Genomic DNA, 24,184 nt, shown 5'->3' with positions numbered 1-24,184 from the left:
GCGGCGGCGGTGTCGACTGCGGCCGCGACGTCGCCGTCGGCCGGGTAGAGGAGGGTGCGGCCGACGACGAGGCCGCGGACCCCGGGCAGCGCGAGCGCCGCATCCCACGACGCGTACGTCTCGTCGGGGCTGCCCGTCGGGTCGCCGCCAGGAGGAGGGTGGGCAGCGTCGTCGACGCCGCATCACCCGCTCCATCTCGGGGACGACCGGGAGCTTCAGCCACGAGTAGGCGGACGTGTTGCCCAGGCCGGCGGCGACGGCGATCGAGGTGATCACGGCCTCCGGGGAGGGTCGTTCTGCACCGCTCCGTTCGCCCAGCGGCTGAGGAACGGCTCGAGCATGATCGGCACCTGCGCGGCAGCGGCGGCGTCGACCGCGCGGGCGGTGGCCTCGATGGTCGCGACCGTGGCGAAGTCGGCGAGGTTGATGCGGATGAGCAGCTTCGCGAAGTCGATGCCCGACGCGACGATGCTCGGCACGTCGTAGCCGGTGAAGCGGTCGTCCATCTCGAAGCGGGCGCCCTTGAGGCCGCCGCGGTTCATCGATCCGACGACCACCTTGCCCTCGAGGGCGCCCAGCAGCGCGAGGTCCTCGATGATGTCGGGCGTGCCGAGCACGCCGTCGACTCCGGGCCGCTCGAGGGCGGTCACGAGGCGGGCGAGCAGCTCGTAGCGGTCGGCCATGGCGGATCGGGTCGTCGCGGACTCCCAGCGCACCGCGCGCCGGGTGGTCGGCCGCGACGATGAAGAGCTTGCCGTCCTCGGCGAGCAGCGGCCGCCGGGCGCGGTCGCGGACCCGCGGCAGCACGGTCTCCGGGGCGGTGGTCCTGATCTCGCGCAGCGACGCGAAGTCGAGAGCGGAGAGGGTGTCAGGCAGGGACATTCGAGATGCTCCTCACGATGTCGGCGACCTCGTCGGTGGTGGGCATGGCGGTGGAGCACTCGCGGCGGCTCGCGACGATCGCTCCGGCGACGTTGGCGAAGCGGAGCACCTCCTCGAGCGACCAGTCCTGGAGGAGGCCGGCAGAGTGGCGCCGCCGAAGCTGTCGCCGGCGCCGAGCCCGTTCACCACGTCGACCGGGTAGGGGGCGACCTCGACGGTCTCGTCGCGGGTCTTGGCGAGCACGCCGCGCGGGCCCTGCTTGACGATCGCGAGGTCGAGCCCGCGGTCGAGCAGCGCGTCGGCGGCGCGGTGCGGGTCGGTCTCGCCGACCGCGATCTCGCACTCGCGGTTGCCGACCGCCACGCTCACGCGCTCGAGTGCGCGGGACACCTCGCGGCGCGCGATCTCGGGCGACTTCCAGAACATGGGGCGGTAGTCGAGGTCGAGGATCGGGAGCGGGCGGCGGCCGCGCGCCTCCCAGGCCGTGTGGTGCGCGGTGCGGCTCGGATCCTCCGAGAGGCCGGTGACGGTGGACCAGTAGATGCGGGCCCGGGCGATCGAGTCGAGGTCGAGCTCGTTCACGTTGATCACGAGGTCCGGCGCCTTGGGAGCGCGGTAGAAGTAGAGCGGGAAGTCGTCCGGCGGGAAGATCTCGCAGAACGTGACGGGGGTGTTCAGTCCCGACACGGTGCGGACGAAGCGGGCGGAGGCGCCGAGTCGCTCGAGCTCGCGCGAGACGAAGCGTCCGAACGGGTCGTCGCCGGTGCGGGTGATGATGCTGGCCTTCAGGCCGTGCTTCGCGGCCGCCACCGTGACGTTCGCCGCGCTGCCGCCGAGGTACTTGCCGAAGGTCTCGACGTCCTCGAGGCCCACGCCGTCCTGGAGCGGGTAGATGTCGACGCCGGAGCGGCCGATCGTGATCAGGTCGAAGGGCGCGTTCGCCTCGCTGTGCTCGGTCATACTTCGCTGTACAACTTCCTGCCCGGGGTCCTCCCGGGCGTCTCGTCGTCGTCGCGGTGATCGCGATCCTGGTGGAGCAGCTCGGCCTTCTGTGCTGGACATATGCACGACGTTACAGCAGAACGCCTCCGCTGTCACGCACCGTCGGCACCCTGCTCGACGAGCGCCACCGTGCGGCCCAGGCGGTCGCTCTCGCGGGCCGCGTCGGAGCACTCCAGCGTCGCGACGGCCTCGGAAGCGGGCACGGGCTCGGGCCCGCGACCCTCGACCGCCGCGGCGAACCTCCGGTAGAACTCGGCGTAGTCGCCCTTCTCGGAGCGGACGCGCTCGGTCCCCGCGGCGGTCGAGAGGACGCCCCAGCGGTCCTCGCTCTCGTACCCCCATCCGTCCGGATCGTCGGCGGGTCGGCGTCCGGCGAAGACCGCCTGCGCCTGCACATCGGTGCCGTCGGAGCGGTAGCCGCCGAGCGATCCGTAGGCGACGAACTCGCGCTGGCTGAGGTGGTGCAGCTTGCTCGAGGAGATGCTCGAGGTCGCACCGCCGACGTGGTCGATCGTCACCAGGAAGCCGGCGTCGGTCCGCGCGCCGGGCTCGCCCACGTGGTCCAGCCGCGCGGTCACCGTGACGGCCGGGCCGAGCAGGTGGAGCATCTGATCGACGACGTGGCTGCCGACGTCGCGGAGCATCCCGCCGAACGGCCCGCGGTCGAGTCCGTCGGCGTCGTCGAGGTCGAAGCGGGAGCTCACGCGCCACACCTCGCCCAGGCGCCCGGAGGCGAGGACCGGCCTCGAGGGTGCGCACGTCGGCGTCGAAGCGCCGGTTGTGGAACACGTTCAGCACCACTCCGGCCCCGGCGGCGGCCTCAGCGAGGGCGCGCCCGTCGGCCGCGGTCGGTGCGAACGGCTTGTCGGCCACCACGTGCACGCCCGCCGCGATCGCCTCGAGCACGAGCTCGCGCCGCGTCTCGGGCGGAGTGGTGATGGTGACGGCGTCGACGCCCGATGCCAGCAGCTCGGCCTGGCTCGAGAAGAGGGGACCCCGGGGAGCTCCTGCTCGGCCTGAGCGCGACGCCGGGGCGATCGGGCGACGACGCCGACCGACCCCCTCGGCGACGCGGGGAAGGGGGCGTGGAAGAAGCGGCCGCCCGTGCCGTAGCCGACGAGTCCGATGCGCATGGTTCCCCTCTTCCCCGCGGGAGCGACCTGGCCGCTCGATGTCAGCCAAAGCATAATGTCTGGACATTAAGTGCTGCCGATGCCTACACTGGCGGCACTCGCCCGAGGCGACTCCCCGCGATCGGCTGTGCAACTCCCGGCCCCGACGCCGCCGTCCCCGCCTGCGGTCCGACTTCTCAGCAAAGGACGAACAATGGCGTTGTCATCAGCACCTCCCGCTCGGCGCCAGGGCGCGTCCCGCGGCTACCTCACGCGGCTGACCATCATCTCGACCCTCGGCGGTCTCCTCTTCGGCTACGACACCGGGGTCATCTCCGGCGCCCTGCTCTACATGAAGGACGCGCTCGAGATGAGCTCGGTCGAGGAGGCGCTGGTCGTCTCCTCGCTGCTGTTCCCCGGAGCGGCGGGAGGCGCCCTGATCGGCGGCCGCCTCGCCGACAAGCTCGGCCGCCGCGGAACTCTCCTGGTCTGCAGCGTGCTCTTCCTGATCGGCGCGATCAGCTGCGCGCTGGCTCCGAACGTGCCGCTGATGATCCTCGCCCGCGTCATCCTGGGCCTCGGAGTCGGCGCCGCCGCCGTCACCGTGCCGCTGTACCTGGCCGAGATGGCCCCGGCGAACCGCCGCGGCCGCATGGTCACCATCAACGAGCTGATGATCGTGACCGGTCAGATGGCCGCGTTCGCCATCAACGCTCTGCTCGACGCCCTCATCCAGGACTCGGGAGTGTGGCGCGTGATGCTCGCGGTGGCGTCGATCCCCGCGATCGCTCTGCTGATCGGCATGCTCGTGCTGCCGGAGTCGCCGCGCTGGTTCGCGATCCAGGGTCGCCTGGCCGATTCCAAGCGGATCCTCGACCTCAGTCGCGAGCCCGAGGAGTCCGCCCGGGAGTACGACGAGATCGCCGAGTCCTCCCGCCTCGCGGCAAGGAGAAGGGCCGCGCGCTGCGCGACCTGCGCGAGAACCGCTGGATGCGGCGACTGCTCTACGTCGGCTGCGGTCTGGCGACCGTGCAGCAGGCCACGGGCATCAACACGGTCAACTACTACGCGCCGACGATCCTCGAGAGCAGCGGGCTGGGGGTGAGCGCCGCGCTGGTGGCGACCATCGGAGTGGGCGTGACGTCGGTGGTCACGACGATCCTCGGCATCGTGCTGCTGGGCTACATCGGCCGCCGGAAGATGCTCATCATCGGGTTCTCGGGCGTGGTCGGAGCGCAGGCGCTGCTGGCGATCATCTTCACGCTGCCCCAGTCCGATGCGGTCAGCTACCTCATCCTCGCCGCGATGATGCTCTTCGTCGCCTTCGTGCAGTGCTTCATCGGCAGTGCGTGTGGCTGCTGCTCTCGAGATCTTCCCGCTCGCGATCCGCGGCTTCGCGATGGGCATCGCGGTGTTCGATGCTCTGGACCGTCAACGCCGTCATCTCGTTCGCGTTCCCGATCGTGAACGCCGCGCTGGGCTCGACGGGCACCTTTGCGCTCTTCGTGGCGATCAACCTCGTGTCGCTGTTCTTCGTCTTCAAGGTCGTGCCCGAGACCAAGGGGCGCTCGCTCGAGGACATCGAGACCGACTTCCGCACGCAGGCGATCCCGGTCGTGGAGCCCGCGCGCCCTGACGCCGGACATGACGAAGGGGCCTCCGATCGGGGGCCCCCTTCGTCGTGCTCCGCGCCGGCTGCCGGTGCTCGCGCCGGCTACCGGTCGACGAGCGTGACCTCGAACGAGTACAGGTCGGGCGGTAGCAGTGCTGGCCGAACTCGACGGCGCGGCCCGAGGTGTCGAAAGCGGTGCGCGACATGGTCAGCACCCGCGCCCTTGCGCAGGTCGAGCAGCTGGGCCTCGGAGGAGGTGGCCCCGCGCCTCGATCCGCTGCTTCGCGACGCGCATCCACCGCGGCGCGCAGCAGCTGGTAGAGGCCGTGGTTCTCGAGCGCCGAGAGGTCCAGGTCGGGTGAAGTCGGCGGCAGCACGTTGTCGAGGATCGCGATCGGCACGCCGTCGGCGGTGCGCAGGCGCTTGGAGGTGCACGACCGGGCTGCCGGGAGCGACTCGAGCGCCTCCGCGGCGGTCTCGTCGGCGACTCCGATCGAGGAGGTCAGCACCTCGGTGGCGGGCTTCTGGCCCGTGCGCTCGAGGTCCTCGTAGAGGCTGGTGAGCCTCGACGTTGCGCGTCACCTTGCCGTGCACGACCTGCGTGCCGATGCCGCGGCGCCGGACCAGCAGGCCCTTGTCGACGAGGTCCTGGATCGCGCGGCGGATCGTGGGGCGCGAGAGGCCCAGGCGCGCCCCCAGCGCCACCTCGTTCTCGAGGCGGGCTCCGGCGGGCAGCGTCTCGTCGAGGATCGCGCTCTCGAGGAGGTTCGCGATCTGGTGGTAGAGCGGCACGGGGCTGGACCGGTCGAGCCCCAGGAACAGCTCGACGGGCAGGGTCTGCTCGGCCTAGGCCATGTGATCTCCTCGAAGACGTAGGGATGTCCTGTCAATAGTAGGGCTTACATAGCTGCACCCATGTCACCCGCGGCGGGATTTCTGGCGCAATTTGTTCTGACAATCTGACGTCAGGAGTTATGCTGGCGCTATTCCGCCCGCAGGCGCTCCGCGCCGCACCTTCATCGGAGAAGACATTGAGCGAGACCGCGACCACCACCCTCCCGCTGCGCACCGCCGCGGAGGGCAGCCCCACCAGCCTCTGGAACGACTCCGCCGATCCGATCGAGCTCGCCCGCTCGCTGAGCTTCGGCGCCGTCGGCGCGACCTGCAACCCGGTGATCGCCTTCACCACGATCCAGCGCAACCTCGACGTCTGGGGACCGCGCCTCGCCGAGCTGGCGCTCGAGCACCCGACCGCGGGCGAGAGCGAGCTGGGCTGGCTCGCGATCGAGGAGCTCTCGGTGCAGGCCGCGTCCCTCCTGCTGCCCGCGTTCCGCGAGAGCGGCGGGCGCAACGGCCGCCTCTCGGTGCAGACGGATCCGCGGCTGCACCGCGACGTCGACGCGCTCGTCGAGCAGGCGGTGCGGTTCTCGGACCTCGCCGAGAACATCATTGTGAAGATCCCCGCGACCGCGAACGGCATCCGCGCCATCGAGGAGGCGACCTACCGCGGCGTCAGCATCAACGCGACCGTCTCGTTCACCGTGGCGCAGGCCGTCGCCGTCGCGGAGGCCATCGAGCGCGGCCTCGACCGCCGCGCCGCCGACGGCGAGCCCGAGCGCGAGTTCGGCTCGGTCGTCACGATCAAGGGCGGCCGCCTCGACGACTGGATGAAGGCGAGCGTCGCCGCGAACCGGATCCTCGTCGACCCGGGCGTGCTCGAGTGGGCCGGCGTCGCCGCGCTGAAGGAGGCGTACCGCATCTTCCAGGAGCGCGGCTACCGCTCCCGTGTGCTCTCGGCCGCCTTCCGCAACCACCTGCAGTGGTCGGAGCTGATCGGCGGCGACCTCGTGGTCTCCCCGCCCTTCGAGTGGCAGGTGCTCATCAACGAGAACGAGCTGCCCGTCGACCTGCACCGCATCGACGTCCCGGTCGCGCCCGAGATCCTCGACACGCTCCTCGAGCGCGTGCCCGAGTTCCACCGCGCCTACTTCGAGGACGGCATGACGATCGAGGAGTTCGACGACTTCGGCGCCGTGCGACGCACGCTGCGCCAGTTCCTCGACGCCGACGCGAAGCTCGACGCGCTCGTGCGCGACGTCCTCCTGCCCGCGATCTGATCCTGGCCCGCGCCGTGACCCGCGACACCGACGAGCAGGACATCATCGCTCCGCTCCCGCCGCTGGGTGCGGCCGAGGACTTCAACGCCAACGGCAGCCTCTTCGGCGGCAGCCTGCTGCGCTGGATCGACGAGGAGGCGGCGATCTACGCGATCCTCCAGCTCGGCAACCCCCGCGCCGTGACGAAGTTCATCTCCGAGATCGACTTCGTCTCCTCCGCCGTCCAGGGCGATCTGATCGAGATGGGCCTGCGCGCGACCGGCTTCGGACGCACCTCCTCACCATGCGGGCCGAGGTGCGCAACATGGTCACCCGCCGCAGCATCCTCGCGATCGACCGGATCGTCTTCGTCAGCCTCGACGAGAGCGGCGCGCCCCAGCCGCACGGCTACAGCACCATCACCTACGACCGCGATCGGCTGCCCCGGCACGCCGCGGAGGAGGCCGCATGACCGGCTGGCGCATCCGCGACCACCACGCCGAGGACGTCGACGGGATCCTGCGCCTGTGGGAGCTCGTGACGGCAGCCGACGCCGAGCCCGTCTACAACCTGGCCGAGGTGCTCGCCTCGTGCGCGAAGGACCACGCGGTCGTCGCCGTCGAGGGCGACCACGTCGTCGGCGCCGCGGTCGGCCGGGCGGCGCACGCGCAGGGCTGGGTCGTGTTCCTCGCGACGGCTCCGGAGGCGCGCGGGCGCGGCATCGGCTCGTCGCTCCTCGCCGCCCTCGAGGCGCGCATGGCGCCGACCGGGGTGTCCAAGCTGTCGGCCTTGATGCCGGCGGCCGAGACACGCACCGGGGCGTTCCTCCGGCAGGGCTTCGAGCAGAAGCAGAACCTGCACTACTTCGAGCGGCGGATCCCGGTGCAGCGCGAGGAGCTGACCCTCCTGGCCGAGCTCGGCGGGCGCGTCCTGCCGCGGGGCCTCTGGGACCAGGTGGGCGGTATGACCGCCGAGAAGGACCTGCTCGAGCGTCGGCTCGTGATGCCCCTGGCGCAGCCCGAGCTCGCCGAGCGCTTCGGAGTGGCGCCGCCGCGCGCGGTGGTGCTGTTCGGCCCGCCCGGCACCGGCAAGACGACCTTCGCGAAAGCGATCGCGTCGCGGCTGGAGTGGTCGTTCGTCGAGGTGTTCCCCTCGCGCCTCGCCGCCGACCGCGAAGGGCCTCGCCGGAGCGCTGCGCGAGACGTTCCTGACGGTGTCGGAGCCCGAGCGCGCGGTCGTCTTCATCGACGAGGTCGAGGAGATCGCGTCGCACCGTCAGGGCGAGCCGCCCTCGCCGACGCAGGGCGTGACGAACGAGCTGCTGAAGATCATCCCGGCGTTCCGCGAGCAGAGCGACCGGCTGCTGATCTGCGCCACCAACTTCATCCGCTCCCTCGACTCCGCGTTCCTCCGCCACGGCCGATTCGACTACGTGATCCCGATCGGGCTGCCGGATGCGGAGGCGCGCGACGCGATCTGGCGCCGCTACATCCCGTCCGGGTCGGCCGGCGTCGACGTGGGGGTGCTGGTCGCCTCGACCGAGGGGTTCTCGCCCGCCGACATCGAGTACGCGGCGCGGAAGGCCTCGCAGTCGGCGCTCGAGCACGCGGTCTACGCGGGGGCGGACGCGGCGCGGGGCCCGTCGCTCGAGGACTACGTCACCGCGATCGCCGCGACCCGCGCGACGGTGTCGGCCGAGGTGAATGCCGAGTTCCTGGAGGACATCGACGTGCTCGGGCGGCTCTGAGCTCTGCGGTCCGGTCTGCGGCGGAGGTCGCTGCGGAGCGAGTGAGCGGCGCCGATCCGTCGCGAACGGCTGCTTCCGCCGTGATCGGGCAGCCGTTCTCGCCGGATCAGCCGCGCGGATCGATCGGTCGCGAACGGTCGCGTGTGCGCGCTTCCGAGGCCGTTCGCGCCGGATGAGCGATTCGCACCGCGGCCGGTCCGCCGATCGCGACATATCGATCGCGAAGAGCGATCGCCGCCCGCACGGGAACGATCCGCCGCGATCCGCTCCTCCCCGGGCGGGGGAGGCGAGCGGAACGCGACGGATCGCGGAGGGGTGGTCCGTCAGGCCCGGGGCGGACCAGCGGGCGTCGTGGCCGCCCCGGCCTCGGCGGCGACCTCGCGCGCCACCGGCGAGTCCGGCATCTCGCGCTGCAGCTCGTGCGCCAGCGACTCGAGCTCGGCGCCGCCGGCCATCAGGCCGGTGAGCTCCGCCAGCGAGATCTCGCTCTTCTCGAAGGTGCCGAGGCTCGTGCCGCGGTTCAGGAGGAGGAAGCGGTCGCCGACCGGGTACGCGTGGTGCGGGTTGTGGGTGATGAAGACCACTCCGAGGCCCTCGTCGCGCGAGCGGGCGATGTACTTCAGCACCACGCCGGACTGCTTGACGCCCAGCGCGGCGGTGGGCTCGTCGAGGATCAGCACGCGCGCGCCGAAGTGGACGGCGCGGGCGATCGCGACGCACTGGCGCTCGCCGCCCGAGAGGGTGCCGATGGGCTGGTCGACGTCGCGGAGGTCGATGCCCATGCGGGCCAGCTCGTCGACGGTGATCTGCTTCATCGACCTGACGTCCAGGCGGCGGAACGGTCCGACGCCGGTCGTCAGCTCGGAGCCGAGGAAGAAGTTCCGCCAGACGGGCATGAGCGGCACGACCGCGAGGTCTTGGTAGACCGTCGCGATGCCGGCCGAGAGGGCCGCGCGGGGCGAGGCGAAGGTGATCGGCTCGCCGTCGAGCAGCAGCGTGCCCTCGCTGGGCGCGTGGACGCCGGCCAGCACTTTGATGAAGGTCGACTTGCCCGCGCCGTTGTCGCCGAGCACGCAGGTGACCTGCCCCGCGTTCACGGTGGTCGAGACCCCCGCGAGCGCGGTGACGGCTCCGTAGCGCTTGCCGATGTCCCTGACCTCGACGACGGGCGTGCCGACCGGGGTGGCCGGTTGGCCGGTCGAGGGTCCTGCGGTGCCGGTGCTCATCGTCCGCCTCCTGCTCGTGTGCGGACGAACTTGTTCAGGAGGACCGCGGCGAGCAGCATCCCGCCGAGGACCGTCCGGAGCCAGTCGGTGTCCCACTGGGCGAAGGTGATGCCCTGGAAGACCATGCCGTAGATCAGCGCGCCGAGGGCGGCGCCGATCGCGGATCCGTAGCCGCCGGTCATCAGGCAGCCGCCGACGACCGCGCAGATGATGTAGATGAACTCCTGGCCGACGCCGGTGTTCGCCTGCACCGTCGAGGTGCGGAAGAGCGAGATCATGCCGACCAGCCACGCCGCTCCGGCCGTTCCCATGAACAGGCCGATCTTGGTCCTGAAGACCGGGACGCCGACCTGGCGTGCGGAGTCGAGGGCGCCGCCGACGGCGAAGACCCAGTTGCCGGCGCGGGTGCGCAGCAGGAGCCACGTGGCCACCGCGGTCACGACGAACCACCAGAGGACCGACACGTAGAACGTGCCGTCGCCGATCCGGAGGGAGGCGCCGAAGAGCGGCTGGATGGAGTCGTACGCGGGGACCCGGGCCATGCCCTGGATCGCGACCTGCCCGGTGATGAGCTTGGTGACGGCGAGGTCGATGCCGGCGAGGGCGAAGAAGCGTGCCGAGGGTCACGATGAAGCTGGGGAGCCCGGTCTTCATCACGAGGACGCCGTTGAGCGCGCCGACGCCGAGGCAGACGACGAGCGAGACGAGGACGGCGACCCAGATGCTCAGTCCGTAGTGGGTGGTCAGGATGCCGACGATCAGCGCCGAGAACCCGGTCATCACTCCGGCCGAGAGGTCGAACTCGCCGCCGATCATGAGCACGGCCACGGCCACGGCCATGATGCCGAAGGTGGAGGCCGACTCGAGCCAGACGCCGGCTCCGGCCAGGCTCAGGAACTGCGGGGTGTAGAGGGAGAAGAACACCAGCACGGCGAGGGCCGCGACGAAGGCGCCGGTCTCGGGCCGCGCGAGGATCGTGCGGAGGGGACGCCGCTCGAGGCGGGGCCTCGTCGCGATCGTCACGATGTCTGTCGTCAACGGGGACTCCTGATTCGTGGGACGAGACGGGGGCCGGACGCACCGGCCCCGTGGGGTCTGGAGTGTTTCGCGCTCTAGCGGGTGCCGTCGGCGGCGAACTCCGCGACCTCGGCCGCGTTGTCCTCGGTGACGAAGGCCGGGCCGGAGTAGACGGGCTGTCCACCGCCGATGATCGTGCCCGTGGTCGCGAAGAGCTCGAGCGCGGTCACGCCCAGGAAGCCCTGGACGTAGGGCTGCTGGTCGACCGCGAAGAGGACGCTGCCTGCCTCGACCGCCGAGACGACGTCCTCCGAGAGGTCGAAGGTGCCGATCTTCGCGCTGCTGCCCGACTCCTCGACCGCACCGACCGCGTCGATGGCGTACTGGCCGCCGAGGGTCAGCACTCCGTCGATGGACGGGTCGGCCTGAAGCTCGACTTGATCGTCGCCTTGACCTCGGCGTCGTTGGTGCCGTCGACCTGCAGGTTGGTCATCGTGCCGCCGAAGGTGCTCGCGGCGGCCGTGCAGCGCTCCTCGTGGCCGACGTTGCCCGCCTCGTGGATCACGCACAGCGCGTTGGTGAGGCCGGCGTCGGCGAGCCGGGTGCCCATCGGCCTCGCCGGCCACGCTCTCGCTCTGTCCGATGTGGGTGAGGGCGCCGAACTCGGCGGAGCGCTCGATGCCGGAGTTGATCGTGACGACGGGGATGCCCGCCGCGACGGCCTTCTCGACGCTGTCGCGGACGCCGTCGGGGTTGGCCATCGAGACGACGATCCCGTCGACGTCCTGCGCGACGGCGTTGTCGATGAGCTGCGACTGCTTCGCGGGGTCGGGGTCGGAGTTGTAGGTGACGGTTGCGGCGTAGTCGGCTCCGGCCGCCTCGGCGCCGGACTTCACGCGGTCCCAGAAGGCGTCGCCGGGTCCGGAGTGGGTGACGACCGCGTAGGTGAGGTCGCCGCCCTCGGCGGAGGTCGCCGCGGTCTCCTGACCCGTTCCGGTGCAGCCGGTGAGGAGCACTCCGGTCGCCGCCGCCAGGCCGAGGCCGGCGAGGAATCGCTTCGTCACCGAAAAGCCGCTCGGGCTCGGATCGGATCGTGCAGGACGGTCGGGGGCGACGTCGGTGTCGGGTCGGGTGCCGGCGAGAGGAGTGCGCATGTCAATACATTCCGTTATCGGGTGGTGCGTGAGTGGTCGGAGGTGAAGACGCCAGGAGCATCGTGTCCGCGGCGCTCCTCGTCGAGGAGGTGTGGTCTCGGAGGGAGGGGCACCTGCGTGCGCGGCTGCACACGGTCCGTCCGAGACCACTATCCCGAACTGCCGGCCACCGTGGGGCTCGTCTCCGCATCCGACGCCGACTCGGGCGTCCGTTGCAGCGCCGAGGCGGCTTCCCGGCTGCAGCCGGATCGCCGACGATCACGGCCGGCGGCTCCGGCGCGATCCGCAGGCTCCTGCGCGATCTGCAGCCTGCTGCGCGATCTGCAGCCTGCTGCGCGATCTGCAGGTGGTCTGCGCGGGAACCCCTCTTCCTCCGCTCATCGCCGCTGCCCACTCCCCGAATCCCCTGGGGATCGAACCGTCGCCCCCGTCCCGCCTCCCTGTGGACACCGCTGGCCGCCCAGCGAGCACTCCGGCATCCCGCTGTGGAGACCACTGGCCGCGAAGCGCGCCACGCGCCCCCGAACCCTGCGCACCGCCTGATGCGGCGGGACGACCGTCCACCGCCGCCCGTCTTCATCGTGTGCCGCACAACGTCGGCACCGCGGTCTCCAGGCCGCGAACCCCGTCGACATCAGGAGAAGATCATGAGCACCGTCACCCCCGGCACCCTCGCCACCACCGGCTCGGCCAAGCACGGCACCACCACCTCGACCGGCAAGAACACCATCGCCGACGGCGTGGTCGAGAAGGTCGCCGGCATCGCCGCCCGCGAGGTCCCCGGCGTGCACGACCTGGGCGGCGGAGCGGCGCGCGCCATCGGCGCCATCCGCAACGCCATCAACGCGCAGGACCGCGGCCAGGGCATCTCGGTCGAGGTCGGCGAGAAGCAGGTCGCCGCCGATATCACCGTGGTCGCCGAGTACCCCGTCGCGCTGCAGAAGCTCGCCGACAGCATCCGCTCCGCCGTGTCCGAGGCCATCTCCTCGGTCGTCGGCATGGAGGTCACCGAGGTCAACGTGACCGTCGCCGACGTGCACATCCCCTCGGACGACAAGGACGACGACGCCGAGAGCCGCGTCCAGTGACCCGTCCACCACCGGCCTCGTGATCGGCGCGGTCCTCGCGCTGACGGCGATCGTGTTCGGCTTCTGGGCGCTCGTCGTGGTCGCGCTGGGCATGGGCATCGGCTTCGGAGTCGGCCGCGTCGTCGAGGGCAGGCTCGATCTGCGCTCGCTCGGCGACACCCTCCGCGGGCGGCGGTCGTCGTGACCGCGGCGGTGATGGCCGACCCGGCCCGCCACGGCCGTACGACGATCTCCTCGCGCGCAGTGCGGCGGATCGTGTCGGCCGTCACCGCGGACGCCCTCGACGTCGGCCTCGTCCGACGTCTCGGTCGACCTCGACGACGACGGCGGCTCGCTGCACGTCGTCGCGCAGGCCTCGATCCGCGTGTCCCCGCTCGGCGAGACCGATCGGCGCTCCTCCGGGACGCTGCTCGAACGGCTCGCCCGGGCGCAGACCCTCATCCGCAGCCGCTGCCTCGAGCTGACCGGCTCGAGCATCGGCCGCGTCGACCTCCGGATCACCGGTGTCGACCTCCGAGAACGAAGGAGGGTGTCGTGACGACTCCCGCTCAGCCGGCCACCGACGCGCTGTACCGGCGCGTCCTGCGGCGCGAGACCCACTCGTCCCGCTCCGGGTCGGCGATCGCCCTCGCGATCCTCCTGATCCTGCTGTTCGCGTGGCTGGGCACGGAGGCGGTGCTCGCGGTCCTCGGACAGCCCGCGCTGCTCGTCGCCCCGCAGGACGGTGCCGCCGTGCTGCTCGGCGCGGCCGGCGCCCCCATCGCGCTCACGGCGGCCGCGGGCGCCGTGCTCGCGGTGATCGGCCTCGTGCTGCTCGTCCTGTCCTTCGCCCCCGGTCGTCGCGGCCGCCGCAGCGCCGGGATCGACCGCACCGCCGTCGTCGTCGACGACCGGGTGATCGCGCAGAGCGTCGCCCGGGCCGCGGCCTACGCCGGCGGCATCGACCCCGACCAGGTGCAGGTGTCGGTCGGCCGTCGCCGGGTCGGAGTCGCCGTGCAGCGCACCAGCGGTGTCTCGACCGACGCGGCGAGCATCCGCGAGGCCGTCGACGCCGAGCTGAGCGGCTACGACGTGAGCCCCGCGCTCACGGGTCGCGTCCGCCTCTCCGAGAAGGGAACGGTCCGGATGACCACCACCAACCGGTTCCTGAACCGCCTGCTCCTGCTGCTGGTCGGGCTCGTGCTGCTCGTCGTCGGAGGCGCGATCGCCGTCGGCGCGCTGCTCCCCGACGTCCAGCGGACCGTCTCGACCGCGGCCGAGGACGCGAGCGGACCGACGTCCGACGCGCTCGGGATCGCAGCCCTGGATCCTCTGGGCGACCGCCGCCGCGGCGCTCGTGCTGATCCTGCTGCTGCTCCGCTTCATCCTGCGCCAGGGCCGGGGACGCACGTCCACGCTGCTCCGGGTGTCGGCCGGCTCCGGAGGCTCGTCGCCGACCGGAGGCACGCTGACGCTCGACGCGAAGGTCGCCGAGCAGGTGCTCGAGGAGGCGCTCACGCGCGATCCCGGCATCGTCGCGGTCGACGTCACCGCGTTCGACATCCGGCACCGCCGGGTGCTGCGCGTCACCGCGCACACCCGCCGCGGAGTCTCGCCGATGCAGACGCGCCGCACCGTCGACACGGCCGTGCGCCGCTGGGACGCGGTGCTGGGTCAGGAGACCCCGGTCGTGGTCCAGATCGTCAGCGGTCTGCGCAGCCGGATGAGCTCCGCCTCCCGCGTGGAGTGATCCGGCCCGGCCCGCTCCGGCCCACCTGGTCCGGCCCGGCGCCACCCGGTCCGGCCCCACCCACTCCGGCCCTCCGCCCGCCGCGGAGGGCCGGACCCCTCCTCCCTGGAAGGACGCGTCATGACCGACGACACCTCCGGCTTCCGCGCCGGCCTCGCGCAGAAGGCGATCGACCCCGTGGTCCGCGCCGTCCGCAGGAGCTCGACTCCGCCCGCCGCGAGATCGTCGAGCGCGTCTCGGGCGCCCGCAGCGGAGCAGTCCTGGCGGCGGTCGGCGCGGTCCTCGCCCTCGTGACCGCCGGGCTGCTCGCAGCACTCGCCGTCGCCCTGCTCGCCCTCGCCCTCCCGCTCTGGTCGGCCGTCGCGATCACGCTCGTCGTGTCCGCCGTCGCCGCCGGGATCCTCCTGGCGGTCGGACTGCGCAGCCTCGGCCGCGGCGTCCCGCCCGTGCCCGAGGACACCCTCGCCGACGTCCGCGACCGCGTCGCCGGCCGTCGCCACTGACTCCCCCGAAAGGCGCCCCATGAGCCGCACGAGCACTCCCTCCGCTCCCGAGCGCACCGCCGCCGCCCCGGTCCCCACCGCCGTCCGACTGGCCGCCGAGGTCTTCGGCACCGCTCTGCTCGTCCTCGGCGGCGTGGCGCGGCCCTGCTCGCCTCCGCCTTCCCCGACGAGCAGAACCCGCTCGGCATCGGCTTCCTCGGCGTCGCCCTCGCGTTCGGACTCAGCGTCCTCGCCGGCGTCGCCGCCGTCGGCCACCTCTCGGGCGGCCACTTCAACCCGGCGGTCACCGTGGGCCTCGCCGTCGCCGGTCGCACCCCGTGGCGCGAGGTGCCCGGCTACGTCGTCGCGCAGCTCGTCGGCGGACTGATCGGATCGACGGTGCTCGTCGTGATCGCCGCCGACGGCCCCTCGGGCTTCCTCGCCTCCGCGCAGGAGAGCGGATTCGCGTCCAACGGATACGGCGAGCACTCTCCGGGCGGCTTCGGCCTCGGTGCGGTCCTCTCGCCGAGACCGTGCTGACCGCCGTCTTCGTGACGGTGATCCTCTCGGCGACCGCCCGGGCGGCCTCGCTCGCCCCCGTGGTGATCGGCCTCACCCTCACCCTGATCCACCTCGTCTCGATCCCGGTCAGCAACACCTCCGTGAACCCGGCGCGCTCGCTGGCCGCCGCGGTCCACGGCGGACCCGACGCGCTGAGCCAGCTCTGGGTGTTCGTCGCCGCGCCCTCCTGGGTGCCGCGATCGCCGGAGCGGCGCACCGCGTCGCGCAGTCCCGCACCCGATCCGCCCCGCGCGCGTGACCCGCGCCCCCGGCACCCGCACGCAACGCAAGGAGCACCCCATGACCGACGACCCCCGCCTCGACGACCCCCGCCTCGATCCTCCCGGTCTTCTCTCGACGACGCTCGACCGATCGACTCGGCGCGATCGACACCGCGCACCCCGATCCCGAGACACCTCGGGACCTGCTCGCGACCACCGTCGCCGAGACCGCTCTCGGCACGACCGGCGTGCACCACCTCGGGGACCCGCCGCCCGCGGCCTCGACCGCGCCGCCCGTGCCGTGCTGGGCACGAGCACGATCCCCGGAGTCACGATCTCGAGGACGAGGGCCGCACGGTCATCGACCTCGACCTCGTCGTCGAGTACCCGCACACCGTGAACGAGGTGATGGAGGAGGCGCGCACGCAGGTGCTCCGCGCCGCCTCGCAGGTGCACGCCTCGCCGGTCGCGGTGAACATCACCGTCACCGACGTGCACGGTCCGTTCGATCCGATCGAACCCGAGCCCGTCGCCGAGGGCGACTCGCTGGTCGAGAAGGCCGGCGACCTCGCCGACGAGGCGGGCGCGCGCCGTCGGAGGCGGGGGACCGGATCACCGGCGCCGCGGGCGCTGCAGTGGAGAAGGCCGCGGACACTCTGGACGCCGCCGGCGAGAGGGCGGCCGACGCGCTGGACGCCGCCGCCGACGAGGCGGACCGCCGTACGGAGGAGCGCGAGCGCCTGTTGCGGACGCCGCGGACGCCGTCCCCGACGCGGAGGGCCCCGGTCCGACCACGACGACGCGCCTCAGGTCGTCGAGGTGCAGGCCGATGGAACGACCCCCGTCGTGGTCGTCGTCGTGGAGCAGCCGACCGAGGAACGGGCCGGCAGCACCGAGCCGATCGACAGCGCCGGCAGCACCGACGAGCGCGCTCACTCCGTCGCTCCCGCCGCCGAGAAGACCGGGAGTAGTCCCGTGGCCCGCCTGCGCACCTCCGGCGGCCGCCGCCGTCCCCGCGCCGCCTGGATCGCCCTCGCGACCGGCGTCGTCGTCTCGGCCCTCGTGGTCCTCGGCGTCCTGGTGCCTCGTCCTCGGTCTCATCGCCGCCGCCGACGGATCCGTCGCGGGAGCGCTCGACGTCCCCGTCGGCACGATCGTCGCCGCGATCGCGATCAGCTTCCTGGTCGGCCTGGCCTTCCTCGGCCTCGCCCTCGTCGCCCGGAAGCCCGCTGTGGCGTGGTCGCGGCGGTGGCCGCCGTGGTCGCGACCCTGGTCGGCTCCGTGTGGCTGCTGGTCGCGACCGCCTTCGCGAGCGTCGACCAGGCGCAGGACGTCGTCCCCTTCATCCAGGACCTGATCACCCGCATCGGCGCCTGACCGAGACGCGAACCGGGCTGTCGGAGGCGGCCAGGTCCCGCTCCGCGGCACCACTCACGGACATCCGTCCCCTCACTCGACGCGATCCGGCGTGTCAGGGTCGGCCGGGGCCCGTTCCGCGACCACTCGAGCGGGTGCCGTCCGCCCACTCGGCCCGAATCGGGCTGTCGGGGTCGGTCGAATCCGTTCCGCGGCCACTCGCGCGGGCACGCTCCGTCCACTCGGCGCGAACCGCGCTGTCGAATCCGTCGAAGGCCGTCTCGGGTCCACTCGCCGCCCGAGGCGAGCGCCCTCCGTGCCGGGCGCGTCAGCGCAGCGGCGACCCGACGACGTCGAAGCGGAACCCGCCGAACTCCCCCGACAGCAGTGGCCGCGCCCGCGCGATCGCGTCGCGCACCTCCGGCAGCTCGAGCGAGGCGCGGTGCGCCTCTGCGCTCGTCCACAGCTCGACGACGAACACCGTGTCGGGCTGCTCGTCGCTGGTGCCGACCTCGTAGACCAGGCAGCCGACGCGCGCCAGCGCCTCGTTCGAGGCGGTGAGGATCGCGACGAGCTCGTCGCGCCTCCCGGGCAGGGCGCCGAGCGTGCCCACGTTCGCGAAGGTCATGCCGCCACCGTAGCGACGGCCGCCGACATCCGCTCCCGAGTAGCGTGGCCGGGATGACGACGAGCGCCGAGTACCTGCAGGCCTACGACGAGCAGCTCCGCTCCGACGCCGAGACGCCCAGCGCCAGTCCCCGGTCGTGCGGGGGACCGCTGCGGCTGGTGACGTTCGCCGGCGGACGCGGCTTCGTCACCTACCGCGATCTCGGCGGCGCCGACGAGGCCGGGATCGGCGCGCTCGTCGCCGCGGCCGTCGCGCACTTCGACGCCGATCCCGCGATCCGCGCCGTCGAGCGGAAGACGCGCGGCCACGACCGGGCACCTCGGGCTGCACGAGGCCCTGCTCGCGCACGGATTCGCGCCGGACGATCCCGAGTCGATCATGATCGGACCGCTGGAGGCGCTCGCCGGCGACGCGCCCCCTCCGCTCGGAACGACGCTCCGCCGGGTCGTCGAGGAGGCGGAGGTGCGCGCGATGAGCGCCGTCATCGACGAGGCCTTCGGCGAGAGCGTCGACGTCGGCATCGCCGATGCGCTCGTGGCCCGGCTCGCGCGCGGCGACGGCATGGAGCTGTGGGTGGCCGAGGTCGACGGGCGGATGGTCGGCGGTGGCCGCCTCGAACCGGTTCCGGGCACCGACTTCGCCGGCATCTGGGGCGGAGCGCTCCTGCCGCAGTTCCGCGGCCGCGAGATCTACCGGGCGCTCACCGCCGCCCGAGCCGCCTCGGCGCTCGCGCTCGGCAAGCGCCTCGTCCACAGCGACTCCACCGAGGACTCGCGCCCGATCCTGGAGCGCTCCGGCCTGATGAAGGTCTCGACGACCACGCCCTACCATCGCCGTCGTCCGTAACCGAGGTCAGGATGCCCGGATCCGGGCCGTCGCACGGCGGAGCCGCTCCCGACCTCGGTTGCGAACCGCCCGACCCCGCACGACGAAGGCCGGAAGCCCCGATCCGGCTGCGAAACGCCCGTTCCCGCGTTCCAGCCTTGCTTCCGCAGCCGTTCCGCCGGTCAGATCCAGCTCGGTCGGCCGCGCCGGCTCCTTCAGCAGCGCCCGCGCCGCCATGCCGATCACCGCGCTGTAGGTCGGATACGCGAAACCGCACGTTCGCGAGGGTCGCCACGTCGACTCCGCCGCCATCGCCGTCGTCACCGACTGCACGACCTCGATCGCGTTCTCGCCGACCGCGTGCGCGCCGAGCAGCAGCTCGCGGCGGCGGTCCGAGATCAGCGTCGGGAACCCGCTCTCGCGGTCGTCGATCACCGCGCGGTCCACGTTCGAGAACGGCACAGAGGCCACCACGCACTGCGGGTCGCGCTCGCGGGCCTGCCCGAGCGTGAAACCGACGCCCGCGTAGTCGGGATCCGTGAATCCGCCGGCGGGCAGCAGGCGCTGCGGGGTGCGCCGGTTGGCGCCGAGCACGGCGTTCTCGGCCGCCGCTCTCCGCCTCGAACTGCGCCGCCTGCACGAGCATGTCGCGCCCGTTCGCATCGCCGACCGCGAAGACGTGCGGCACGACGGTGCGGAAGTACTGATCGGCCGGGATCGCCGAGCGCACGACCTCGATGCCCGCGTTCTCGAGCCCGAGGTCCTCGACGTCGGCGGGCCAGCCCGTCGCCATGATCACGGCGTCGAACTCCTCGGCGTGCGAGCGCCCCGCGTCCTTCCAGCGCAGCGTCAGGGCGGCGTCGACGCGCTCGATGCCCTCGACCGTCTCGATGCCGGTGCTCACGTGCACGCCCTGGCGCTCGAAGGCGGCCCCCACGTACTCGAGATGCTGGCATCGGACGTCATGAGGATCCGCGGCGCCACGTCGAGCAGGGTCACCTCCGAACCGAAGGCGTTGAAGACCGTCACCAGCTGGGCGCCCGTGTTCCCTCCGCCGATCACCGCGACCCGGCGGGGGGCGCGAGGCAGCGCCAGCACGTCCTCGGGGACGGTCGCGAGCTCGGCGCCGGGGATCGGCAGGCGGCGCGAGTGCCCGCCGACGCAGATGAGGATCGAGGAGGCCGTCAGCCGGCGACCGCTGTCGAGCACCAGCGTCGACTCGTCCTCGAACCGCGCCCGCCCCTCGTGGATCAGCTCGACGCCCGCCTCCTCGAAGCGCTGCGCCTCGCGCTTGATCGAGCGCACCTCGTCCACTCGCTCGTGCACGTGCTGCACGGTCGCCGCCCAGTCGATCCGCGGGATGCCCACGTCGACGCCGTAGTCGGAGGCGGTGCGCGCCTCGCGGATGATCCGCGCGGTCTTCGCGAGCGACGCGCGTGGGCACGCAGCCCGTGTTCACGCAGGTGCCGCCCACGCGGGCGGCCTCGAGCACGACGACGCGCGCTCCGAGTTCGGCGGCCCGCAGCGCGGCGGCGGTGCCCGCGGGCCCCGCGCCGATCACGGCGACGTCGTAGTGCTGGATGCTGTCGGGCACGGCGGCCTCCCGGTCGAGTGGATGTCCCCGCATCCTGGCGCGCGCGGCCGGAGGTTCTCCGAGAGGTCGGGGAGGCTTGACACGGGGTGGTGGGCTCAGGGCTCCTGCACCGCCGGAAGCCTCCCTCGACCGACCCGTCGGAGCGCAACGACACCCGCGTGTAGACGGGCGTGCCGTCGGCCTGGTCGGTGCCGACGACGTCGAGCGATCCCGCCTCGAAGAACGCCTCGAGCCCGGTGCACCCCGCCGAGAGCGAGCCGTCGCCGCGCTGGAGGGCGAGGCAGAGCGAGACCCCGCCCGGAGCGGTCACCAGGAGGCGGTCCTCCTGCGCCGTGTCGAACTCGGGGTGAAGACGTCGGCGTCCCGGGCGATGAGCGCCATGCCGGTCGGCAGGTCGGTGGCGACGACCCAGCCCTCGAGGAGGGTCGCGCAGCGGTCCGCGAGGCGGGCGGTCGCGGAGGGGGTCGGGGCGGGCGTCCCCGCGGCACCCGGCAGAAGTGCGGTCGCCGCGGCGCCGAGCACGAGGCCGGCCGCGAGGGCCGCGCCGACGAGCAGGAAGGGGCGCCGGCGCCGGGCGGGCGGCTCCTCCGAGGCGGGAACGGCGGAGGCGGCGGTCGCGGCGGCGGTTCGGGGAGCCGTCCGGGGCTCCGTCTCGGCCCGCTCCGCCTCCGCCCGCTCCGTCTCGCGTTCCTCCCGGAGCCGCCGCTCGGCCTCGCGCCGCCGGGTCGCGTCCTCCGCGTCGCCGCTCGGTCGCGCGAACAGCGCGCGCTCCAGATCCTTGCGCTCGTCGTCCTCGGCCTGCACCTCGTCAGTATGGCCGAGGCGCGGGAGGGCTACTCGAACATCTCCGCGAGCAGCGCGCCCACGCATCCCCGTCGACGATGTGCTCCGAGCGGTGGGCGGGCCACTGCACCTCGTCGCCGTCCCACGACGGCACCACGTGCAGGTGCAGGTGCGGCACGCTCTGCCCCGCGGAGGCGCCGCTCGCCTGCAGCACGGCCACTCCCGTCGCTCCGAGGGCCGCCCGCATCGCCCGGCCGACGCGCTGCGCGAGCGACATCGTCGCCGCGAGCGCGGCGGGGGAGGCGTCGAGCAGTCCCGCGCTGTGCTCGCGCGGCACGACGAGCGTGTGCCCGGGCGCGAGCTCGGAGGAGGGGGACCGGGCGGAACGCGACCGCCTCCGCCTCCTGCTCCACCCAGGTCGCCTCGCCGTGCCCGGCCATCAGCTCGCAGAAGACGCACGTCACGACGTGCCCTCCGCGAACTCGCGCAGCGCCGCGATCCAGCCCTCGGTCGCGTCGAGGTGCGCGTCGTGCGAGGCACCGGGCAGGTCCACTCGGCGCACGTCCCGGCCGCGCGCGGCGAAGGCGTCCCGCCGCTCCGGTGCGAACATGCCGTTCTCGCCGTAGACGAGGAGGGTCGGCGCCGCGACGCTCTCCCACCCGTCCAGCGCGGCGCGGCCAGCGTTTCGACGACGCGCGCCATCATCTCGGGCTCGAAGCGCGGGCGCAGTCCGTCCGGCGCCTCCTCGAGGTCGGCGATCCAGGCGTCCGCGAGCGCGCCCGTGCCCAGGAACGCCCGGGCGGCCGGGAATCCGCGAAGGGCAGCGGCCACGAGCGGAACCAGTCGGCGACGGAGTCGTCCGGGTCGCCGCCCTCCGCTGTCTCGAGCAGCACGAGCCGGTCGACGAACTGAGGATGGGCGGCCGCGACCAGCATCGCGGTGTGCGCGCCCATCGACTGGCCCACGAGCACCGCCGGGCCCACCTCGTCGAGCAGCGCCGCGACGTCGGCGACGAAGGCCGCGCGCGACACGTCGGAGGGGTGCCGCTCGCTCGACCGTGGCCTCGCGCGTCCAGCAGCACGACCCGGTGCTCCGGCAGGGCGCGGGCGGTCGGCTCGAACTCGGCGGCGCTCCCGGCGAGCCCGTGCAGGATCACGACGGGCGGGCCGTCGCCGCCCGAGTCGAGGAGCGAGAGCCGGGTGCCGTCGTGCGCGACGAGCGCGCGGCGTTCGAGATGCATCCGTCGAGCGTAGGAGGCGCAGGCACCTCGACTGGGTGACGGGCCGCGATGCTGGGATGATCGGATGCGGCTCCGGGATGCTCCGGTGCCCGGAGCGGAGCACCCCATGGGACTGCTGATCTACCCCGGCGGCATCGAGGCCGACTTCGAGGACCGCCTGCTGCGCACCCGAGATCGTGATCACGGCCAAGCTGCGCCGCGACGAGGTCGTTCGCGTTCTCGTGGACGCAGACGCAGGACACGGGCGGCGGGCGGATGAAGATCTGGCTGCACCCGTCGGTGCCGCTGTCGTACAAGTTCTTCGGCGGGCGCCAGCCGGCGATCAACCGCGCGTGGGTCGACGCGCTGATGGTCTCGGCGAGCTCGCAGTCGGGTCCTGCAGGTCGTGGCCGAGCCCGACCAGCAGGGCTGACGCCACGCACTGCCTGCTGATAGAGCGGGCAGCGTAGCGCGCCCCTTGCCGATCGAGCGAGCGCGCGGAGCGGATCCCCCGCTCCGCCTCGGGCCTCGGCTCGGGCAGCACGCGCAGCCCGGCCGGCGACAGCGCCGAGCGCAGCAGCAGGTCGATCCAGGCGCGGTTCAGCGGCTCGCCGCCCGCGGAGTCGTAGCTGAAGTAGAGCGACGAGCTCTTCGAGACCCAGATGCTGCCGTGGCGTCCTCGGTTCGGAGTCGCGACGTCCTCGCCGACGTCGGGCTCGCCGTCCCAATGGAAGGAGAAGCTCTCGTTGCGGCGCAGCTTCGAGGATGATGACCGCCTCGACGTGCCGCAGCGCCCGGTCCTCGACCTCGACGGCCGGAGCGACTCCGTAGATCAACTGGCCCATCGTCTTCCCTCTCGCCGATCGGGCGATCATCCCATGCACAGGGTCCGGCGGGGTCGTACCGCGTCCTCGGCAGACTGTGCTCGCTCCCAGTCCCGCACAGTCGAATTGACGCAGGCGAGTTCCCTCGCACCGTCTCCCGACGGCTGCTGAGCGCCTCCGCAGACTGGGAGCGCACACAGTTCAGCGGAGAACCTGCCGAACCGATCCGGCTCGAGCCACGCGCAGAGCGCCGCGACTCGGGCCCCGCGAGCGCCTCGAGCGCCACCGCCTCCCCGCCCGACCGGGCCCTCTCGCCGCTCCGCTCCCGTGTGCGCACCGGAGCGACGTCAGGCCCCGCGGCGGGCGCACCACCACGAAAGGACACGCATGTCTGCACGCACCAGGAGGACCGCCGGCACCGCCGCCGTGGCCGCGGTCTCCACCCTCCTCGGCACCTTCGCCGGGATCGGGGCGACCAGCGCCTCGGCGGCGGAGGGCCCGGTCGACGCCGGGATCTTCGTCGACAAGGTCGACGGCCTCCCCGCCGACTTCATCAAGGGCGCCGACATCTCGAGCATCCTGTCGCTCGAGGAGAGCGGAGTCGTCTTCGAGACCCGTCGGGTCAGGAGGCCGACGTCTTCGAGGTCCTCGCCGACGAGGGCGTCACCTCCGTCCGCGTCCGAGTCTGGAACGACCCGTTCGACGCCGAGGGCAACGGCTACGGCGGCGGCGACGTCGACGTCGACCGCGCGATCGAGATCGGCGAGCGCGCCACGGCCGCCGGACTGGGCCTGCTCGTCGACTTCCACTACTCCGACTTCTGGGCCGACCCGGCCGTCAACTCGCGCCGAAGGCCTGGGCGGGCCTCGCCGCTCCCGAGCTCACCACCGCGCTGCACGACTACACGGCCGAGTCGCTCCAGCGCTTCGAGGACGCCGGAGTCGACGTCGACATGGTGCAGATCGGCAACGAGACGAACAACGGCATGGCCGGGTACACCCGTGCCGCGACCGACATGGATGCGAC

The 24,184-nt window shown here is 72.7% G+C and carries 19 protein-coding genes and 16 pseudogenes; 15 read left to right on the top strand and 20 right to left on the bottom strand.

Annotated elements, in window-relative coordinates:
• Positions 1-2 precede the first annotated feature (2 nt).
• The 4 pseudogenes from AC0CII_RS14230 to AC0CII_RS14215 all read right to left on the bottom strand — a co-directional run.
• Positions 3-882 (bottom strand): annotated as a pseudogene (locus tag AC0CII_RS14230) (Cgl0159 family (beta/alpha)8-fold protein); the annotation flags it as partial.
• A pseudogene (gene iolC, locus AC0CII_RS14225) lies at positions 869-1,842 on the bottom strand (5-dehydro-2-deoxygluconokinase). The pseudogenes iolC and AC0CII_RS14230, both read right to left, overlap by 14 nt.
• A 134-nt stretch (positions 1,843-1,976) precedes the next feature.
• Positions 1,977-2,612: pseudogene (locus AC0CII_RS14220) on the bottom strand (Gfo/Idh/MocA family protein); the annotation flags it as partial.
• Positions 2,613-2,724: 112 nt separating this feature from the next.
• Positions 2,725-3,084 (bottom strand): annotated as a pseudogene (locus tag AC0CII_RS14215) (Gfo/Idh/MocA family oxidoreductase); the annotation flags it as partial.
• A 12-nt stretch (positions 3,085-3,096) separates the two neighbouring features.
• Between AC0CII_RS14215 and AC0CII_RS14210 the strand changes: the two are divergent.
• Positions 3,097-3,885, top strand: a pseudogene (locus tag AC0CII_RS14210) (MFS transporter); the annotation flags it as partial.
• A pseudogene (locus AC0CII_RS14205) lies at positions 3,825-4,531 on the top strand (MFS transporter); the annotation flags it as partial. The pseudogenes AC0CII_RS14210 and AC0CII_RS14205, both read left to right, overlap by 61 nt.
• 4 nt (positions 4,532-4,535) lie before the next feature.
• Here the strand turns inward: AC0CII_RS14205 and AC0CII_RS14200 are convergent.
• Both AC0CII_RS14200 and AC0CII_RS14195 read right to left on the bottom strand, forming a co-directional pair.
• Positions 4,536-5,117, bottom strand: a complete 582-nt coding sequence (locus AC0CII_RS14200) for a UTRA domain-containing protein (RefSeq protein WP_465230923.1) — start codon at positions 5,115-5,117, stop codon at positions 4,536-4,538.
• Positions 5,118-5,214: 97 nt separating this feature from the next.
• Positions 5,215-5,400, bottom strand: a pseudogene (locus tag AC0CII_RS14195) (GntR family transcriptional regulator); the annotation flags it as partial.
• Between the two features lie 239 nt (positions 5,401-5,639).
• Between AC0CII_RS14195 and AC0CII_RS14190 the strand changes: the two are divergent.
• The 3 genes and pseudogenes from AC0CII_RS14190 to AC0CII_RS14180 all read left to right on the top strand — a co-directional run bounded on the left by AC0CII_RS14190 (position 5,640) and on the right by AC0CII_RS14180 (position 8,451).
• Positions 5,640-6,725: a transaldolase family protein gene (locus AC0CII_RS14190; protein WP_465229811.1), complete on the top strand. Its 1,086-nt coding sequence runs from the start codon at positions 5,640-5,642 to the stop codon at positions 6,723-6,725.
• Between the two features lie 66 nt (positions 6,726-6,791).
• A pseudogene (locus AC0CII_RS14185) lies at positions 6,792-7,176 on the top strand (acyl-CoA thioesterase).
• Positions 7,173-8,451, top strand: a pseudogene (locus AC0CII_RS14180) (ATP-binding protein). The pseudogenes AC0CII_RS14185 and AC0CII_RS14180 overlap by 4 nt, the downstream one beginning before the upstream one ends.
• A 323-nt stretch (positions 8,452-8,774) precedes the next feature.
• Here AC0CII_RS14180 and AC0CII_RS14175 read toward each other — a convergent pair.
• From AC0CII_RS14175 to AC0CII_RS14160, 4 genes and pseudogenes are all read right to left on the bottom strand, one after another.
• The gene (locus AC0CII_RS14175; RefSeq protein ID WP_465230922.1) at positions 8,775-9,677 is read right to left on the bottom strand and encodes an ATP-binding cassette domain-containing protein; all 903 of its coding nucleotides are present in this window, start codon (positions 9,675-9,677) and stop codon (positions 8,775-8,777) included.
• Positions 9,674-10,228 (bottom strand): ABC transporter permease, encoded by a 555-nt coding sequence (locus tag AC0CII_RS14170; protein WP_465230921.1) that lies wholly within the window; start codon positions 10,226-10,228, stop codon positions 9,674-9,676. The genes AC0CII_RS14175 and AC0CII_RS14170 overlap by 4 nt, the downstream gene beginning before the upstream one ends.
• A 118-nt stretch (positions 10,229-10,346) precedes the next feature.
• Positions 10,347-10,493: pseudogene (locus AC0CII_RS14165) on the bottom strand (ABC transporter permease); the annotation flags it as partial.
• A 296-nt stretch (positions 10,494-10,789) separates the two neighbouring features.
• Entirely contained in the window at positions 10,790-11,758 is a 969-nt protein-coding gene (locus AC0CII_RS14160; protein WP_465229810.1) for a substrate-binding domain-containing protein, read from the bottom strand.
• Between the two features lie 737 nt (positions 11,759-12,495).
• Between AC0CII_RS14160 and AC0CII_RS14155 the strand changes: the two genes are divergently transcribed.
• The 6 genes from AC0CII_RS14155 (at position 12,496) to AC0CII_RS14130 (ending at position 17,306) form a co-directional block, all read left to right on the top strand.
• Complete coding sequence (locus AC0CII_RS14155; protein ID WP_207406951.1) at positions 12,496-12,936, top strand: Asp23/Gls24 family envelope stress response protein; 441 nt, start codon at positions 12,496-12,498, stop codon at positions 12,934-12,936.
• Between the two features lie 19 nt (positions 12,937-12,955).
• Entirely contained in the window at positions 12,956-13,120 is a 165-nt protein-coding gene (locus AC0CII_RS14150; protein WP_465229809.1) for a hypothetical protein, read from the top strand.
• 180 nt (positions 13,121-13,300) lie between these two features.
• The gene (locus AC0CII_RS14145) at positions 13,301-13,474 is read left to right on the top strand and encodes a hypothetical protein (protein ID WP_465229808.1); all 174 of its coding nucleotides are present in this window, start codon (positions 13,301-13,303) and stop codon (positions 13,472-13,474) included.
• A complete protein-coding gene (locus tag AC0CII_RS14140; protein WP_465229807.1) occupies positions 13,471-15,168 on the top strand; it encodes a phage holin family protein in 1,698 nt (565 codons plus the stop codon). Before AC0CII_RS14145 ends, AC0CII_RS14140 begins: the two co-directional genes overlap by 4 nt.
• A gap of 144 nt (positions 15,169-15,312) precedes the next feature.
• Complete coding sequence (locus AC0CII_RS14135; protein ID WP_465230920.1) at positions 15,313-15,687, top strand: aquaporin; 375 nt, start codon at positions 15,313-15,315, stop codon at positions 15,685-15,687.
• A complete protein-coding gene (locus AC0CII_RS14130) occupies positions 15,681-17,306 on the top strand; it encodes an aquaporin (protein ID WP_465229806.1) in 1,626 nt (541 codons plus the stop codon). Before AC0CII_RS14135 ends, AC0CII_RS14130 begins: the two co-directional genes overlap by 7 nt.
• A gap of 307 nt (positions 17,307-17,613) precedes the next feature.
• On the opposite strand, the gene AC0CII_RS14125 is transcribed toward AC0CII_RS14130, so the two are convergent.
• Both AC0CII_RS14125 and AC0CII_RS14120 read right to left on the bottom strand, forming a co-directional pair.
• Complete coding sequence (locus AC0CII_RS14125; protein WP_207406940.1) at positions 17,614-17,913, bottom strand: putative quinol monooxygenase; 300 nt, start codon at positions 17,911-17,913, stop codon at positions 17,614-17,616.
• Entirely contained in the window at positions 17,910-18,221 is a 312-nt protein-coding gene (locus AC0CII_RS14120) for a hypothetical protein (protein WP_465229805.1), read from the bottom strand. The genes AC0CII_RS14125 and AC0CII_RS14120 overlap by 4 nt, the downstream gene beginning before the upstream one ends.
• A gap of 70 nt (positions 18,222-18,291) precedes the next feature.
• Here AC0CII_RS14120 and AC0CII_RS14115 point away from each other — a divergent pair, with 70 nt between their 5' ends.
• Complete coding sequence (locus AC0CII_RS14115; protein ID WP_465229804.1) at positions 18,292-18,759, top strand: GNAT family N-acetyltransferase; 468 nt, start codon at positions 18,292-18,294, stop codon at positions 18,757-18,759.
• Positions 18,760-18,765: 6 nt separating this feature from the next.
• On the opposite strand, the gene AC0CII_RS14110 is transcribed toward AC0CII_RS14115, so the two are convergent.
• The 7 genes and pseudogenes from AC0CII_RS14110 to AC0CII_RS14080 all read right to left on the bottom strand — a co-directional run bounded on the left by AC0CII_RS14110 (position 18,766) and on the right by AC0CII_RS14080 (position 22,355).
• Positions 18,766-19,332, bottom strand: coding sequence for a hypothetical protein (locus AC0CII_RS14110; RefSeq protein ID WP_465229803.1), 567 nt, complete (start codon positions 19,330-19,332; stop codon positions 18,766-18,768).
• A gap of 82 nt (positions 19,333-19,414) precedes the next feature.
• A pseudogene (locus AC0CII_RS14105) lies at positions 19,415-20,043 on the bottom strand (FAD-dependent oxidoreductase); the annotation flags it as partial.
• Positions 20,044-20,203: 160 nt separating this feature from the next.
• Positions 20,204-20,365 (bottom strand): annotated as a pseudogene (locus AC0CII_RS14100) (FAD-dependent oxidoreductase); the annotation flags it as partial.
• A gap of 273 nt (positions 20,366-20,638) precedes the next feature.
• Positions 20,639-21,136 carry a hypothetical protein gene (locus tag AC0CII_RS14095; RefSeq protein WP_465229802.1) on the bottom strand — a complete coding sequence of 166 codons (498 nt, stop codon included), beginning with the start codon at positions 21,134-21,136 and terminating at the stop codon, positions 20,639-20,641.
• A 4-nt stretch (positions 21,137-21,140) separates the two neighbouring features.
• Positions 21,141-21,461 (bottom strand): annotated as a pseudogene (locus tag AC0CII_RS14090) (HIT family protein); the annotation flags it as partial.
• A 114-nt stretch (positions 21,462-21,575) separates the two neighbouring features.
• A complete protein-coding gene (locus tag AC0CII_RS14085) occupies positions 21,576-21,725 on the bottom strand; it encodes a hypothetical protein (RefSeq protein WP_465229801.1) in 150 nt (49 codons plus the stop codon).
• 91 nt (positions 21,726-21,816) lie between these two features.
• Positions 21,817-22,355 (bottom strand): annotated as a pseudogene (locus tag AC0CII_RS14080) (alpha/beta fold hydrolase).
• Positions 22,356-22,461: 106 nt separating this feature from the next.
• Between AC0CII_RS14080 and AC0CII_RS14075 the strand changes: the two are divergent.
• Complete coding sequence (locus AC0CII_RS14075) at positions 22,462-22,614, top strand: hypothetical protein (RefSeq protein WP_465229800.1); 153 nt, start codon at positions 22,462-22,464, stop codon at positions 22,612-22,614.
• Entirely contained in the window at positions 22,611-22,787 is a 177-nt protein-coding gene (locus AC0CII_RS14070; RefSeq protein WP_465229799.1) for a DUF7882 family protein, read from the top strand. The genes AC0CII_RS14075 and AC0CII_RS14070 overlap by 4 nt, the downstream gene beginning before the upstream one ends.
• A gap of 139 nt (positions 22,788-22,926) precedes the next feature.
• Here AC0CII_RS14070 and AC0CII_RS14065 read toward each other — a convergent pair.
• Positions 22,927-23,091, bottom strand: a pseudogene (locus AC0CII_RS14065) (DUF7882 family protein); the annotation flags it as partial.
• Positions 23,092-23,487: 396 nt separating this feature from the next.
• On the opposite strand from AC0CII_RS14065, the pseudogene AC0CII_RS14060 reads away from it, so the two are divergent.
• Positions 23,488-24,119, top strand: a pseudogene (locus tag AC0CII_RS14060) (glycosyl hydrolase 53 family protein); the annotation flags it as partial.
• Positions 24,120-24,184 lie beyond the last annotated feature (65 nt).

This window comes from Rathayibacter sp. AC182 (assembly GCF_979253875.1).
Note: the sequence above shows the minus strand (reverse complement) of the source record. Positions and strands in the feature narration are given on the sequence as shown.

Coding starts and splice junctions, on each gene's coding strand:
- AC0CII_RS14175 (WP_465230922.1), bottom strand. CDS start 9,677: ATGAGCACCGGCACCGCAGGACCCTCGACCGGCCAACCGGCCACCCCG.
- AC0CII_RS14155 (WP_207406951.1), top strand. CDS start 12,496: ATGAGCACCGTCACCCCCGGCACCCTCGCCACCACCGGCTCGGCCAAG.
- AC0CII_RS14125 (WP_207406940.1), bottom strand. CDS start 17,913: ATGACCTTCGCGAACGTGGGCACGCTCGGCGCCCTGCCCGGGAGGCGC.
- AC0CII_RS14115 (WP_465229804.1), top strand. CDS start 18,292: ATGATCGGACCGCTGGAGGCGCTCGCCGGCGACGCGCCCCCTCCGCTC.
- AC0CII_RS14085 (WP_465229801.1), bottom strand. CDS start 21,725: ATGTTCGCACCGGAGCGGCGGGACGCCTTCGCCGCGCGCGGCCGGGAC.
- AC0CII_RS14075 (WP_465229800.1), top strand. CDS start 22,462: ATGGGACTGCTGATCTACCCCGGCGGCATCGAGGCCGACTTCGAGGAC.
- AC0CII_RS14070 (WP_465229799.1), top strand. CDS start 22,611: ATGAAGATCTGGCTGCACCCGTCGGTGCCGCTGTCGTACAAGTTCTTC.